At 61.3% G+C, this 14,331-nt stretch carries 18 protein-coding genes; 14 read left to right on the top strand and 4 right to left on the bottom strand.

The window, feature by feature from the left end:
- The first annotated feature begins 241 nt into the window (after positions 1-241).
- From BLU35_RS19805 to BLU35_RS19795, 3 genes are all read left to right on the top strand, one after another.
- On the top strand, positions 242-1,150 hold the full coding sequence (locus BLU35_RS19805; protein WP_093234179.1) for a DMT family transporter: 909 nt from the start codon (positions 242-244) through the stop codon (positions 1,148-1,150).
- 72 nt (positions 1,151-1,222) lie between these two features.
- Positions 1,223-1,618 carry a VOC family protein gene (locus BLU35_RS19800; protein ID WP_093234177.1) on the top strand — a complete coding sequence of 132 codons (396 nt, stop codon included), beginning with the start codon at positions 1,223-1,225 and terminating at the stop codon, positions 1,616-1,618.
- Between the two features lie 121 nt (positions 1,619-1,739).
- Positions 1,740-2,519 carry an ABC transporter substrate-binding protein gene (locus BLU35_RS19795; RefSeq protein WP_176907328.1) on the top strand — a complete coding sequence of 260 codons (780 nt, stop codon included), beginning with the start codon at positions 1,740-1,742 and terminating at the stop codon, positions 2,517-2,519.
- 60 nt (positions 2,520-2,579) lie between these two features.
- On the opposite strand, the gene BLU35_RS19790 is transcribed toward BLU35_RS19795, so the two are convergent.
- Positions 2,580-2,927, bottom strand: coding sequence for an LbetaH domain-containing protein (locus BLU35_RS19790; protein ID WP_210185150.1), 348 nt, complete (start codon positions 2,925-2,927; stop codon positions 2,580-2,582).
- Here BLU35_RS19790 and BLU35_RS35950 point away from each other — a divergent pair.
- From BLU35_RS35950 to BLU35_RS19770, 5 genes are all read left to right on the top strand, one after another.
- Entirely contained in the window at positions 2,871-3,221 is a 351-nt protein-coding gene (locus tag BLU35_RS35950; protein ID WP_210185151.1) for a hypothetical protein, read from the top strand. The genes BLU35_RS19790 and BLU35_RS35950 overlap by 57 nt on opposite strands.
- A gap of 202 nt (positions 3,222-3,423) precedes the next feature.
- Entirely contained in the window at positions 3,424-4,647 is a 1,224-nt protein-coding gene (gene zigA, locus BLU35_RS19785; protein WP_093234175.1) for a zinc metallochaperone GTPase ZigA, read from the top strand.
- The gene (locus tag BLU35_RS19780) at positions 4,637-5,287 is read left to right on the top strand and encodes a DUF1826 domain-containing protein (RefSeq protein WP_176907325.1); all 651 of its coding nucleotides are present in this window, start codon (positions 4,637-4,639) and stop codon (positions 5,285-5,287) included. The genes zigA and BLU35_RS19780 overlap by 11 nt, the downstream gene beginning before the upstream one ends.
- Positions 5,288-5,292: 5 nt before the next feature.
- Positions 5,293-6,429 carry a CobW family GTP-binding protein gene (locus BLU35_RS19775; protein ID WP_093234171.1) on the top strand — a complete coding sequence of 379 codons (1,137 nt, stop codon included), beginning with the start codon at positions 5,293-5,295 and terminating at the stop codon, positions 6,427-6,429.
- Complete coding sequence (locus BLU35_RS19770) at positions 6,426-6,719, top strand: hypothetical protein (protein ID WP_093234169.1); 294 nt, start codon at positions 6,426-6,428, stop codon at positions 6,717-6,719. Before BLU35_RS19775 ends, BLU35_RS19770 begins: the two co-directional genes overlap by 4 nt.
- A 20-nt stretch (positions 6,720-6,739) precedes the next feature.
- Here BLU35_RS19770 and ribD read toward each other — a convergent pair whose 3' ends face one another.
- Genes ribD through folE form a run of 3 tightly spaced genes read right to left on the bottom strand, consistent with a single transcriptional unit; the run spans position 6,740 to position 8,647 of the window.
- Complete coding sequence (ribD, locus tag BLU35_RS19765) at positions 6,740-7,543, bottom strand: bifunctional diaminohydroxyphosphoribosylaminopyrimidine deaminase/5-amino-6-(5-phosphoribosylamino)uracil reductase RibD (RefSeq protein WP_353615041.1); 804 nt, start codon at positions 7,541-7,543, stop codon at positions 6,740-6,742.
- Positions 7,512-8,006: a phosphoribosyl-AMP cyclohydrolase gene (gene hisI, locus BLU35_RS19760; protein ID WP_093234166.1), complete on the bottom strand. Its 495-nt coding sequence runs from the start codon at positions 8,004-8,006 to the stop codon at positions 7,512-7,514. The genes ribD and hisI overlap by 32 nt, the downstream gene beginning before the upstream one ends.
- Complete coding sequence (gene folE, locus BLU35_RS19755) at positions 8,003-8,647, bottom strand: GTP cyclohydrolase I FolE (RefSeq protein WP_093234165.1); 645 nt, start codon at positions 8,645-8,647, stop codon at positions 8,003-8,005. Before folE ends, hisI begins: the two co-directional genes overlap by 4 nt.
- A gap of 97 nt (positions 8,648-8,744) precedes the next feature.
- Between folE and BLU35_RS19750 the strand changes: the two genes are divergently transcribed.
- The 6 genes from BLU35_RS19750 (at position 8,745) to BLU35_RS19725 (ending at position 14,295) form a co-directional block, all read left to right on the top strand.
- Positions 8,745-9,254, top strand: a complete 510-nt coding sequence (locus tag BLU35_RS19750) for a hypothetical protein (protein ID WP_093234163.1) — start codon at positions 8,745-8,747, stop codon at positions 9,252-9,254.
- 68 nt (positions 9,255-9,322) lie between these two features.
- A complete protein-coding gene (locus BLU35_RS19745; protein WP_093234162.1) occupies positions 9,323-10,294 on the top strand; it encodes a CobW family GTP-binding protein in 972 nt (323 codons plus the stop codon).
- Positions 10,282-10,464 carry a hypothetical protein gene (locus BLU35_RS19740; protein ID WP_093234160.1) on the top strand — a complete coding sequence of 61 codons (183 nt, stop codon included), beginning with the start codon at positions 10,282-10,284 and terminating at the stop codon, positions 10,462-10,464. Before BLU35_RS19745 ends, BLU35_RS19740 begins: the two co-directional genes overlap by 13 nt.
- A 36-nt stretch (positions 10,465-10,500) precedes the next feature.
- On the top strand, positions 10,501-11,862 hold the full coding sequence (cysS, locus tag BLU35_RS19735; RefSeq protein ID WP_093234159.1) for a cysteine--tRNA ligase: 1,362 nt from the start codon (positions 10,501-10,503) through the stop codon (positions 11,860-11,862).
- 70 nt (positions 11,863-11,932) lie between these two features.
- Positions 11,933-13,921 (top strand): threonine--tRNA ligase, encoded by a 1,989-nt coding sequence (gene thrS / locus BLU35_RS19730; RefSeq protein ID WP_093234157.1) that lies wholly within the window; start codon positions 11,933-11,935, stop codon positions 13,919-13,921.
- Complete coding sequence (locus BLU35_RS19725; RefSeq protein WP_093234155.1) at positions 13,918-14,295, top strand: SaoD/DsrE family protein; 378 nt, start codon at positions 13,918-13,920, stop codon at positions 14,293-14,295. Before thrS ends, BLU35_RS19725 begins: the two co-directional genes overlap by 4 nt.
- Positions 14,296-14,331 lie beyond the last annotated feature (36 nt).

The raw sequence follows: 14,331 nt of genomic DNA, 5'->3' as shown, positions 1-14,331 counted from the left end.
ACGGGCTATGCTGGTTCCTGGGATCTAAATGTTTGAGGCGGCAAGCGTTTTTGGATCGGAACATGCGCCGCAAACGGTGAAGTCAATTTAGCCCCCCGGTCGGAACCAATTTTGTCCCGTGAGGTCGAGCCCCAATACCCAAACCGATTCATTCGCAAAACTTATGGTTCCATATGCAGACGGCAATGGATCGACCCGGCGGAATGTGTCATGGCGTGCGCAACTTGCTGAAGGCCCCAACATGACCGTGATCACTGCCCCCGTAACCGCCCCGAACGCCGCCCGAACCGGCGTCCTCATCATGCTGCTCGGCATGCTGATGTTCTCGCTGAACGACGTCATGGGGAAATGGCTGGTCGCGACCTATTCCGTCAGTCAGTTGATGGTGATCCGCAGCATCGCGGCACTTCTGTTCCTATCGCCTTTCATCCTCAGGCGTGGCCTGCGCTCGATGTTCAGGGTCGAGCGGCCGGGACTGCAGGCGCTTCGCTCGCTGCTCTTCGCAATCGATGCCTCGGCCTTCTATTTCGCCGTCGCCTATATGCCGCTTGCCGATACCATGACCTATTGGCTGGCAGCGCCGATCTACGTTGCAGCCGCTTCGCCGTTCCTGCTCGGCGAAAAGGTCGGCTGGCGGCGCTGGACGGCGATCCTCGTCGGTTTCGCCGGCGTGTTGATTGCGCTTGAACCCTCCAAGGACAGCTTCAGCCTGCCGGCGCTGATTGCGCTTGCAGGCAGCACAGCGTTCGCCTTTGCACTGATGCTTGGTCGTACGCTGCGTTCGACGCCGGACACCACCCTCGTCTTCTGGCAAATCGTCGGCGCATTGATCTTCTCGCTCGTCGGCGTTGGGGCCAACCCTTCCGGTTGGGCGCCTGTCGACGGCGAGGCACTCCTGCAGCTCGGCATGCTCGGCATCGTTGCGATGCTGGCGCACATTCTGGTCAACCGCTCGCTCAAGCTTGCCGATGCCGCGACCGTCGTGCCCTTGCAATACACACTGCTCTTCTGGGCCGTGGTCTTCGGCTGGTTCTTCTTCGGCGACACACCCCGCCCGACCGTGATCGTCGGTGCGGCGCTGATCGTCGCCTCGGGCCTCTTCATCTTCTTCCGCGAGCAACAACTGAAGAAGCGGCAGGCGAAGGGTTGAGCAACCAGGCGGGGTTTCGTGGAGCGTCGCTCTCTGCTACCCCACCGGCAATTAACGCTGAAGGAGAGGCAGATGGCCAAGGCGATCCATTCGATGATCCGGGTTCTCAATGAAAAGAGGTCGATCGATTTCTATCGCCTGGCCCTTGGGCTTGAAGTCGCCGAAAGGCTGGACTTCGAAACCTTTACCCTCATCTATCTCAGCAATGAGGAGAGTGAATTCGAGCTCGAGCTGACGGTCAACAAGGATCGAAGCGAGCCCTATGCGCTCGGCGATGGCTATGGCCATCTGGCGCTCTCGGTCGACGATCTCGATGCAGAGCATCAACGTGCCGCCGATGCGGGCCTCAACCCTGGCAAGATCGTCGCCTTCAACCGTGATGGCGCCCTGCTCGCTCGTTTCTTTTTCCTGGTTGATCCCGACGGCTACAAGATCGAGGTGCTTCAGCGCCACGGTCGCTACACCTGACAAACAACGTCAATCAACCAAAACAATACCGGTTATCGCGCCTATCTATTTCGCTTATAGGCCGGAGCGACATAGTCTTCCTTGGAAGCATCAAGAATGATGCAAACAAAGGGGAACGCGAATGAAGAAGCAGATTGCAGCAACCATGCTGGCCATCATGGCAGCGACCGCCTCGTCGGCTCAGGCAGCGGAAAAGATCAAGATCGGCACGGAGGGCGCCTATCCTCCCTTCAACTTTATCGATCCTGCCGGCAAGATCGGCGGCTTCGATGTGGATATCGGGCTTGCGCTCTGCGAACGCATGAAGGTCGAATGCGAAGTTGTTGCCCAGGATTGGGACGGCATCATTCCCGGCCTGCTTGCCAAGAAGTACGACCTGATCATCGCGTCGATGTTCATCACCGAGGAACGCAAGAAGCAGGTCGCCTTCACCAATCCCTATTATCTTGCCGCGATGACGCATGCTGCGCCAAAGAGCTCCGGCATCACCGAGTTCACCAATGAGGCCCTCAAGGGCAAGGTGATCGGCGCTCAATCCGGCACCACCCAGGCCGAGTACATCACCGCCACCTATCCCGATGCAGAGATCAAGCTCTACCCGACCCAGGACGAAGCCAATCTCGACATGGTCAATGGCCGTCTCGATCTGCAGGTCGGCGATATGCTGCCGCTGCTCGACTGGGTGACCAAGAACGCCGATGGCAAGAATTGCTGCGAACTCATCGGCGAGCCGATTACCGACAAGAAGTTTGTCGGCGATGGTGTCGGTATCGCCGTGCGTCAGGAGGACAATGACTTTCGAGAGAAGCTCAACAAGGCGCTCGACGAAATCCGTGCCGACGGCACCTACAAGAAGATCAACGACAAGTACTTCTCGATCGACGTATACACGATGAAGTAAGGCGCTTGGCATCAACCAGGCCCTTGAGAAATCTGACCGCGCCTCCATGGGCGCGGTCGGTCACCTCCCCATCGTTACTCGTCGCACGTTGCCGCGCCACGATGGCCGCGAATTCGGGATCACCTCTGAGCGACTCCGGGGCCGAGTAGCCTTCGAGCCATTCGGCTTCGCCCTGCCAACCGCCATCGACAAGTCGTCGGAAATTATTGAGCGATTTCCGACCGTGCGATTGAACAGCACCGAATTGAAGCCGACGAATACCTCGTCGCCGATCGTGCAAGGTCCGTGAATGATCGAACGATGCGCGATTGAGGTGTGCGCCCCGATCGTCACCGCCTCCCCCGACTTTGAATGGATCACGACGCCATCCTGGATGTTCGTGCCCCTCCCGATGCGGATCGGTTCCATCTGACCAGCCTCGTCGACCTCGTCGGCGCGGATGACGGCATCGGGGCCGACGAACACATCGTCCTCAACGATCCCAACCCGCAGATGATCGCGGTCGGATCAACAAAGGCGCTCTCAGACACGCTCGGCCAGTCGCCCCATGGATTGCGACGGATCATGCACTTCCCTCCTCAATTCTGCTGCGCGGTCATTTTCCAAGATTTCGCGAATCCACCATGGTCAGAAATCCCAGATTTCTGCGGAACGACCGAAAAATACCCGAGATTGTGCGAGCTGACGAACATGCCACTTTGAACGGCAAGGCGGCGGATTTCCTTTTTCTATCAGCATCTTTGCCCGCCCCCTGTCCGCAGTGCGTCCTGATTCCATAAACCCTTGGACCAACGCTCTCCAGTTCGCGAGACCTCGGAAAACGAAGGCCCTTGACTTGGAATTGTCACAAATCTTATAGATATGCAACGTTATAACATATCACTGCAATTCAAAGAGACCCTCCATGCCGCAAACTCAGTCATCCGATCGTCGCCTTCCCGTCACCGTCCTGTCCGGCTTCCTCGGTGCCGGGAAGACCACCCTCCTCAACCACGTTCTCAACAACCGCGAGGGGCGCCGTGTCGCCGTCATCGTCAACGACATGAGCGAGGTGAACATCGACGCAGATCTGGTGCGCGAGGGCGGTGCCAATCTCTCGCGCACGGACGACAAGCTGGTCGAAATGACGAATGGCTGCATCTGCTGTACGCTCCGCGACGACCTGCTGATAGAGGTTCGTCGTCTCAGCGAGAGCGGCCGTTTCGACTATCTGCTAATCGAGGGTACCGGCATCGCCGAACCGCTTCCCGTCGCCAGCACCTTCTCGTTCCGGGACGAGGAGGGCAACAGCCTTTCCGACATCGCGCGCCTCGACACGATGGTCACCGTGGTCGACGCCGCGAGCCTGCTGAAAGATTACGGTTCGAACGACTTCCTACGCGATCGTGGCGAAACGGCGAGCGACGGCGACGAGCGCACCATCGTCGACCTCCTAGTCGAGCAAATCGAGTTCGCCGACGTGGTGGTCATCAACAAGGTCTCCGAGGTTTCACCCGAGCAGCGTGCCTTGGTCCGCAAGGTCGTGATGGCGCTCAATGCCGACGCGCGCATCGTCGAGACCGACTTCGGCCGGGCGCCGCTTGGCGACATTCTCGACACCGGCCTGTTCAACGAGGAAAAGGCCAAACGCCATCCGCTCTGGTTCAAGGAGCTTTACGGCTTCAAGGATCACGTGCCCGAGACTGAGGAATACGGCATCCAGAGCTTCGTCTATCGTGCGCGCCGCCCTTTCCATCCGCACACCTTCAGCGCCTTCGTCAACCAGACCTGGCCGGGCCTGATCCGCGCCAAGGGCCATTTCTGGCTCGCCACCCGCCCGGATTGGGTCGGCGAATTCTCACTCGCCGGCGCCATTGCGCGCTCAATCCCGCTCGGCCGTTGGTGGGCGGCCGTGCCAAAGGACCGCTGGCCCGACCATCCGGAGTGGAAGCACGTCATCGACCGCAACTGGGACAAGGTCTGGGGCGATCGGCGCCAGGAGCTCGTCTTCATCGGAACCGGCATGGACGAGGCCAAGATCCGCGCAGCCCTCGACGCCTGCCTCCTCAGCGACACCCGCTTTGATGCGAAAGCATGGCGCAATCTGCCCGATCCCTTCCCGGCGTGGGAGCCAGCCCGTGCAGCCTGATTGCGCCGCACCGCCTTCAGGGCTGGTCGCACCCCGCTGCCCGACGGCGAAACGCCTGGCTCGCGACATCCTTCTCGATAGTCCGGTCAGCATGTTGCATCGGACACTCGACACTGATGTCTCTCGGGCGCTCGAGAGAGTGCCCGCTGACCAGCTTCCCAACTTCCGCTTCACGGCTTCATCCGTGGAGCTCCGCTCGACGCTGCTACGCCACTTTGACGTGATAAGCCTCGAGCCGGCATGGCTCCGCGACTGGCCCTTCAATGACGTGTTCTTTCTTGCACGTCTCTTCCGCTATCTCACATCGGCATCGTCTGTGCCCGTCCGCCTTGAAACCATCACGACGAATGCATGCAAGCGTTTCCACGCCGACAATGTGCGCCTCAGGCTCGCGACCACCTACCGTGGACCGGGCACGCAATGGCTCGGAGCCCGCGCGCTCGCCTCGCAAGAAACGGGAAAGCCGATCTCTCCTGACACCATCAAGTCGACGCCGACCGGCGCCATCCTGCTGATACGCGGCGGCAACGGCGCCACCGGGACGCTCCCCGCACTGCTCCACCGATCGCCGCCGATCGAGGGGACCGGGATCAGCCGTCTCTTCCTCGCCGTCGATGATGCAGACGAGTTCGGGAGCTAGCGCCATTGCTCTCCCATTTCTTTGGACCCAAACCTCTCGCATTCGACGGACCAACCCTCCAGCAGACCAATCCCGACGCGAAACCCGTAACCCTTCTCACGGGCTTCCTCGGCTCAGGCAAGACAACCCTCCTGAATGATCTGCTGGCGGACCCGCGCCTTGCGGACACTGCGGTGGTCGTCAACGAGTTCGGGTCCGTCTCCGTCGATCACCACCTCGTTCGGCGCGGCCGAGAGCAATATATGGTCACCAGCACCGGCTGCATCTGCTGCCTCGCGACAAGCGACATCCGCGCTTCGCTCTTCGAGCTGTTGGAGGCTCATCGACAGGGTCTCGCGCCAGCCTTCTCCCGCGTGATCATCGAAACGACCGGGCTCGCTGACCCGGCGCCGATCGTCAACAGCCTCATCCCCGGGGGGACGCCGGCAAGCGCCCTACGCGACCACACCGTCGCCCGGAGCTTTCGCCTTGCCGGCGTCGTTACGGCATTCGACAGCGTCTGCGGCAGAGAGACGCTCGACACGCATCTGGAGAGCTGGAAGCAGCTCGCCTTCGCCGATCACATCGTCCTGACCAAGACGGACCTGCCGCCCCTCGCCAGCCAGGAAACGCTGCCACTCCTCAACGATCTCAACCCAGCCGCGCAAATCCACGACCGCCACCAGCCGGCCTTCGATGTCGCAAGCCTGATCGGCAACGGCTCCTATCACGTGAGCGGCAAACCGGAGGACGTCTCAGGGTGGCTCGCCGTGGAACGACTTGCCAGCGCCGACGGCCATGCCGGCGATCACGATATCAATCGGCATGGTGATCGCATCCTGGCCCTGCCGCTCTTTCATGACGAGCCCCTGGATCCGCGTGCCGTCGAGGGCTTTCTCAACATCATGACCAGCCAGCATCATGGGCGCATTCTGCGCCTGAAGGGGTTGTTCGCCTTGACTGACGATCCCGGCCGCCCACTGGTTGTCCACGCCGTTCAAAACAGGCTCTACTCGCCAATCAGGCTCGACTATTGGCCGGACATCGACGTTCGCAGCCGGGTCATCATCATCGGCACGGACCTGCCAACCGAACCAATCCGCGACCTGTTCAACGCGCTTCTGCCGCGTGCTTCCCGAAAGAACAGGAAGGGCGAGCAATGAGTGGCTTTGTCAATCCACTCGCCCGACCGCGACACGGTGTTCCGGCGCAGGCCGCGACGATCAAGACCTGGACCCGAAATGCGCTCGGTCTCAGCGATGATGTTGTCGTCTCCGTCAATCAGCTCTCCTGTGCCGAGCCTGGTTGCCCGCCGCAAGAGACAGTCATTCTCGTGCTGCCCGGTGGAAATCGAGCTCTGAAGCTCGCGATCCACAAGGCGCTCACAGACGTAACCGAAATCGACGTTGTGAACTTGGCGGGAGACTTCGAGGAAATGCCGCCGGCGGTCTGATCTCGCGGTGCGAAAGGCTGTCAGTCGATGTCGTAGTCGACGATACCCGCCGCCCGGCGTTGCTGCGCGAGAGGGTCGGTCGGCAGGATGACTAGGTTTGTGAGTCCGCGTCGACCGAGGTCCTGCATCAGCGTGGTGACAGTGACATGCCCTTCAATCGGGGTGAGATCGCAATTCTCCATTGCCGGTCGCGCCACAAAGGTCATCCGTCCGATCGTTGAGGTTGCCAGGACGCCATCGAAGGGCTGCGACACCGAACCAAAGGCATCCAGAGCGCGGCTGGAGATTGTCACCAGCGGATGCCCGCAGGCAACCCGTTTGAGGAAGCCCTCCATGATCGACATCGCTTCCTCGGCGCCCAGTCCAACCGATACGCGGATGCCAGACTCTTGCAGACGTCGAAAGCCGCCGCCGTTTACGCGCGGGTCAGGATCCTGCATTGAGGCATGCACGGCGGCTACCCCGGCCATGATGGCGTCGACGCAGGGCGGCGCCTTTCCCCAATGGCAGCATGGCTCGAGCGTCACGTAAAGCGTTGCGCCCCGCGCCCGGGCGCCAGCTTGGTCAATCGCGATTCGCTTTGCATGTGGGCGGTCGCCGAACTGCGTCTGTCCGCGACCAACAATATCGCCTTCCCGAACGATCACGCAGCCGACAGCAGGATTGGGCCACACGAGCCCTTGCATCTGAGACGCAAGCGCCAGAGCTTCGCCCATCCAGCCCGCGTCTGTGGAAGTTGCCTGGAGGAGTGGCGAGAAATCGTGGATGGGTCTGTTCACGTCGGGCGGACTGTCAGAGCTGCGTGGGGTTTGGTGCGTCTCCATAAACGATGCGCGGATCGAAGACCTTCTCGATCTCCTCGAACGTTAGGCGGACTTGGGTATCCCCGAGATGGCCGATGGGAACAGACCGGTAGAAGCAAGATCGATAGCCAACATGGCAGCTCGCGCCATGCTCGACCTCCACTCTCAGCCAGATCGCATCCTGATCGTCATCGACGCGAATTTGAATGACCTTCTGCGCGAGCCCGCTGGTCGCACCCTTGTGCCAGAGGCATTGCCTGCTGCGGCTCCAGTAATGCGCCTCACCCGTCTCGATGGTCCGTAGCAGCGCCTCTGCGGTCATGACCCCCATCATCAGGACCTCGCCCGATCGGGCGTCGGTCGTGACAACGGGAATGAACCCTTCCGCGTTGAATTTCGGCGCGAGAAGCGGCCCCTCTTCGACCGCTTCGACTGACACTCGCGGAGCGAATTGAGCGGGCCGATCGCCTGCTCGCTCAGTCATCCGAATGCCTCCCGCGATCCAGAAATCGAGGTGAGGAAGTCCCGCTTCAACTCCGCATCCGTTTCGAAGGCGCCAATGAACCGGCGCGTCATCATGGTGACGCCGGGCTTCCGGATGCCGCGCGTCGTCATGCACATGTGCGCCGCCTCGATCACCACGGCGACGCCCTTCGGCTTCAGCACCTCATTGAGGGTGTCGGCGATCTGCGCCGTCAGCGTCTCCTGGATCTGCAGACGCTTGCCGTAGACCTCGATCAGCCGGGCGAGCTTGCTGATGCCGACGACGCGATCCGAGGGAAGATAGGCAACATGCGCCTTGCCGATGATCGGAACGATGTGGTGCTCACAATGTGATTCGAGCCGAACATCGCGCAGAACGACCATGTCGCTATACTGCTGCGTCTCCTCGAAGGTTCGTCCGAGCACGTCGACCGGATCGATCCGATAGCCCTCGAAAAACTCCTCATAGGCGCGCACGACCCTGTCCGGCGTCCCTAAAAGGCCTTCTCGATCCGGATCATCGCCAGCCCACTCGATCAGCGTTCGAACGGCAGCCTCCGCGGTCTCGCGGGTCGGGCGCCTTCTAGGCGTAGTTGCGGGCGCCAAGCCCACCAGGGGCTCACTCAGCAGAACGTTACTCATGATTTCTCCAGCAGATATATTGCGGTTCATCATGCAACGTTATAACATACCACTCAAGACCCCATCTTGTTTCGACATGAATTGACGGGAGACATCCATGAACGTCCAGCGCACGCCACTGCGCCGCCCCAGCCCCCCATCTCCGAGGATCATCGCTAAGGCGCTCGAACACGTTGCACGGACTTGCCGTGATCGCGGCCTGCAGTTCACCGCAATCCGCCGTCAGGTTCTGGAAACCCTCATCCACGCCGGACAGCCGCTCGGCGCCTACGAGCTCATGGCCGACCTGGAGGGCGTACTCGGCTTCCGCCAACGGTCTACCGGGCACTGGAGTTTCTGCAAGAGCAGCGCTTCGTCTCGCGCATCGAGAGCCGAAACGCTTTTGTCCCATGCGCGCATCCTGATCATGCGCATGCCTGCGTTTTTTTTCATCTGCGAGACCTGCGGTGCATCGGCCGAGGTCGAGAACCCGACGATCGAGAGCGCCGTCAACCACGATGCTGCCTCGCTTGGATTCCGCATCGCCCGCCGCGTCGTCGAGCTGCAGGGCACCTGCGGGACCTGCCTCGTCACCGGCGGCCCCGCTGCCTTCCATCATCACCCCTAGACGAAACCAAACAGCCCCACGGACGCGGCCGATCAAAAGCGGCCAGTCAATTAAGGAGACCTTCGACCATGCAGCCCGCCTCTGTCCCGACTCCCGTCACGGTCCTCACCGGTTATCTCGGCGCCGGAAAGACAACGCTTCTGAACAGGATCCTGACCGATAACCACGGCAAGAAATACGCCGTCATCGTCAATGAGTTCGGTGAGGTCGGCATCGACAACGATCTGATCGTCGATGTTGACGAAGAGATCTTCGAAATGAACAACGGCTGCATCTGCTGCACCGTGCGCGGCGATCTGATCCGCATCATCGAAAGCCTGATGCGTCGGCGCGATCGCTTCGACGCGATCCTGATCGAGACGACCGGCCTGGCCGATCCCGCGCCCGTTGCGCAGACCTTCTTCGTAGACGAAGACGTCCGCTCCAAGACCAAGCTCGATGCGATCGTCACCGTCGTCGATGCCAAGCACCTCCTCGGCGAAATCGAACAGGCCCACGAAGCGCAAGAACAGCTTGCCTTCGCCGACACGATCCTCCTCAACAAGACCGATCTGGTCTCGCCGGAAGAACTGACGCAGGTCGAGACACGCATCCGCCGCATCAACCCCACGGCGACCATCCATCGGACGCAACGCTGCGACATCGCTCTCGAAAAGGTACTCGGCCGCGGCGCCTTCGATCTCGATCGCATCCTCGAGGTCGAGCCCGACTTCCTCGATGAGTTTCACGAGCACGAACATGACGACCACGTGTCGAGCTTCGCGCTCGTCAGCAAAGACCCGGTCGATCCCAATAAATTCCTGCCCTGGCTCAGCTCCATCGTCCAGAATTTCGGCATGGAAATCCTGCGCATGAAAGGCATCATCGCCTTCAAGGACGATGACGACCGCTTCGTCGTCCAGGCCGTGCATATGCTGCTCGAAGGCGACCATCAGCGTGCTTGGAAGGCCGACGAAGAGCGCGTCACCCGGCTGGTCCTGATCGGTCGCAATCTCCCGAAGGAGATCATCGAACAGGGCTTCAACGCATGCCGGGCGTAAGCATCACGACGGCCGATTTCGGGACGGTGCGGCGCTGGCTGCGCGGCCTCCCCCACCCCGGCACGGGCGCTTTCCGGCCCGTCTCTGGCGCGCTGTCAACATCGATCGAGCCTTCTGAAATCTTCCTCGGCAAACTGAGCTGTTGCGGCGTGGATGACCGCCTGCTCTGAGGCCTTCGCGACCGCTCAGCAAGTCAAGGAATCCTTATGTCTCTCATCCTCACCAACAGCTTCGGAGGCCACAAAGAGCCCTTCGTTCCGCAGGACCCCGCGAACGTCCGCATCTATGTCTGCGGGCCAACGGTCTACAACTACGCCCATATCGGCAACGCCCGGCCGGCCGTGATCTTCGACGTCCTCGTAAGGCTGCTCCGCGACCGCTTTCCGATGGTCACTTATGCCCGAAACTTCACCGACGTCGACGACAAGATCAACGACGCGGCCCGCGCATCCGGCGAGCCGATCGGTACCATCACCGACCGCTATATCGGGGCCTATCATGCTGACATGGCCGCGCTGGGCGTACTCTCGCCGACGATCGAACCGCGCGTCACCGAGCATATCGGAGAGATCATCGATCTCATCGGCCGTTTGATCGCGGAGGGCCACGCCTATCAGGCGAACGGGCATGTGCTCTATCACGTCCCGTCTTTTGCAGCCTATGGCGCCTTGTCGCGCCGCTCGCCCGACGAGATGATCGCCGGCGCCCGCGTCGAAGTCGCGCCGTTCAAGAAGCACCCGGCCGACTTTGTGCTGTGGAAGCCTTCCACGCCAGACCTGCCTGGATGGGAGAGCCCGTGGGGCCGCGGCCGGCCCGGCTGGCATATCGAATGCTCCGCGATGATCGAGCGGCATCTCGGTCCGCGGATCGACATCCATGGCGGCGGCCAGGACCTGATCTTTCCCCACCATGAGAACGAAATCGCTCAAGGGACGCGCGCGACCTATTGGCTTCACAACGGCTTCGTCACCGTCGAAGGGCGGAAAATGTCGAAGTCGCTCGGCAATGTGCTGCTCGTGCGCGATCTCCTCGCCGAGGCATCCGGCGAGGCCATCCGCTACGCGCTTCTGACAGCCCATTATCGCCAGCCTCTCGACTGGAGCGCTCAGGGCCTGCAGCAAGCCCGCCGCAGCCTCGACCGCCTTTACGCCATCCTGCGCGATCTCGGCGATGCTTCGCACGACGAGGCCGATCCCGACCGCTATCTCGGCGTCTTTCGCAACAAGCTTGACGACGACCTCAACACCCCGGCCGCGCTCGCTGAACTCTTCCGTCTCGCGCGCATGGCGCAATGCGAATCCTCGCCCACTATCCGCGCCTCTTTGCGCGGGGCACTGCTCTCGGCCGGTGCCCTTCTCGGCCTGATCCAGCAAGACCCAAGCGCTTGGTTCCAAGCCGATGGCGCTGGATCGATTGACGAGATCGAGACGCTCATCGCCAAGCGCAACACAGCGCGACTGAACCGCGACTTCATTGCCGCCGACCGGCTCCGCGATCGCCTGGACGAGCTCGGTGTCGCGATTGAGGATCGATCCGACCGCACAATCTGGCGGCGAGCGCCAACATGATGACCGTGGTTCCACCGACCACACAACATGCCGCACGTCCAGCTGCACCTTCCCTTTCTGAGGTTTTATCATGATCCGCATTACACTGCCCGACGGCGCAAGCCGGCAATTTGAACCGGGCATTTCCGGCAGCCACGTCGCTGGCAGCATTGCGCCATCCTTGCGCAGACAAGCGGTCGCCATGCTGGTCGACGGCACACTGCGCGATGTCGTTGATCCGATCGATGCCGACGCGTCGATCGAGTTCGTCACCCGAGACGATCCGCGCGCGCTCGATCTCATTCGTCATGACTGCGCCCACGTGCTCGCCCAAGCCGTCCAGGAACTCTATCCCGACACGCAGGTCACGATCGGCCCCGTGATCGACAATGGCTTCTTCTACGATTTCGCCCGCGTGGAACCATTCACGCCAGCCGACCTCCCCGTCATCGAAGCGCGGATGCGTGAGATCGTCGCGCGTGACGCACCGTTCACCAGGGAAGTCTGGAGCCGGGAACGGGCGAAAGGGCATTTCTTCGACCAAGGCGAGAGCTTCAAGGTCGAACTGGTCGACACGATTCCGGAAGGTGAAGACGTCAAGATCTATCGGCAGGGTGATTGGCTCGACCTCTGCCGCGGCCCGCATATGCCTTCGACCGGCAAGATCGGCTCAGCCTTCACGCTCACCAAAGTCGCCGGCGCCTATTGGCGCGGCGATGCGACCAAACCGATGCTGACCCGCATCTATGGCACCGCCTTCGCGAGCCAGGCCGAGCTCGATACTCACCTGACGATGCTGGCCGAGGCCGAAAAGCGCGATCACCGCCGCCTCGGCCGCGAGATGGATCTTTTCCACTTCCAGGAGGAAGCGCCCGGCTCGGTCTTCTGGCACCCGAAGGGCTGGACGCTCTTCCAGGCCCTGATCGGCTACATGCGCCAGCGCCAGGCCGCCGCCGGTTATCACGAGGTCAATACACCCGACATCCTGGACCGGCAGCTCTGGGAAACCTCAGGGCACTGGCAGAACTACCGGGAACACATGTTCACGACGACGACCGAGGACCAGCGGGACTTTGCGCTGAAACCGATGAACTGCCCGGGCCATATGCTGCTCTACAAGCAGGGCCTGAAGAGCTACCGCGACCTGCCGCTCAAGATCGCCGAATTCGGCAAGGTGCACCGCTACGAGCCCTCTGGCGCGCTGCATGGGCTGATGCGGGTGCGCTCGTTCACCCAAGATGACGCGCACATCTTCTGCACCGAGGATCAGCTCACCGACGAATGCGTCATGGTCAACGACCTGATCCTGTCGATCTATGAGGATTTCGGCTTTACCGACATCCGGATCAAGCTGTCCACACGGCCCGAGCACCGGATTGGCTCGGACGCATCCTGGGACCGTTCTGAAGCGGCGCTGAAGAACGCGCTACACGCCACCGGCCGCCCATTCTCGATCAATGAGGGCGAAGGCGCCTTCTACGGCCCAAAGCTCGAATATGTGCTGCGCGACGCCATCGGCCGCGACTGGCAATGCGGCACGCTCCAGGTCGACTTCAATCTGCCGGAGCGCTTCGGCGCCTTCTACATCGACAGCGACGGCGAGAAGATCGCGCCGGTGATGCTGCATCGCGCGATGTTCGGCTCGCTCGAACGCTTCACCGGCATTCTGATCGAGCATTATGCCGGCAAGCTGCCGTTGTGGCTCGCGCCCCTGCAGATCGTGGTGGCGACAATCACATCGGACGCCGACAGCTACGCCCGCGATGTGGTCGACAAGCTTCAGGCATGCGGGCTTCGGGCCGAAGTCGACAGCCGCAACGAAAAGATCCCGTACAAGGTCCGCGAGCACAGCCTCGCCAAGGTGCCGGTGCTGCTCGTCGTCGGTCGAAAGGAAGCAACTGAGGCGACCGTGTCAGTGCGTCGGCTGGGATCACAGCAAACGGAAACACTCGCGCTGGATGACGCACTGCAGCAGCTGTTTCTCGAGGCGAAGGGAACCAGTTCCGCCGCGACAAAGCAATTCTCCCGGCCGCACCCGCTTCAAACGCGCACGTCTACCGAAACGGAGTTCCAATCATGAAAGTCGCCTATGTATTCGCCACGAACAACGCTTCGACCATCAAGCTCTCAACGATGATTCTGCCGCAGATGGAGGATGGATCGCACGGAGCAACGGTGGTTGGCATGTTCTTCTTCGACGACAATCTTCATGTCCTGCGAGAAGGTGACCCGATCGGAGAACGACTCGCGGCAATTGCGAAGTCCAACAACATCCTTTTGATGATGTGCGATCAGTGCGCTGTTCGTCGAAACATGGCCGACGGCACCCTAGAGCAGTGCGGAAAGGGCGAGATCAAACCAAAGGGCACGGTGCCAGGCATCCAGGCCGGTTGCTTTCCGCAGCTCTACGCCGCGCTCGCCGGTAACCCGCCCGATCACGTGATCACCCTGTGAACACAAGACCGCAGGCCCGCCACGGCTCCACGAGGT

It is taken from the genome of Sinorhizobium sp. NFACC03 (assembly GCF_900103435.1).
In the GTDB taxonomy this organism is placed as follows: domain Bacteria; phylum Pseudomonadota; class Alphaproteobacteria; order Rhizobiales; family Rhizobiaceae; genus Ensifer.
The sequence above is the reverse complement of the archived record's forward strand: the minus strand, read 5'-3'. Positions and strand labels throughout refer to the sequence as shown.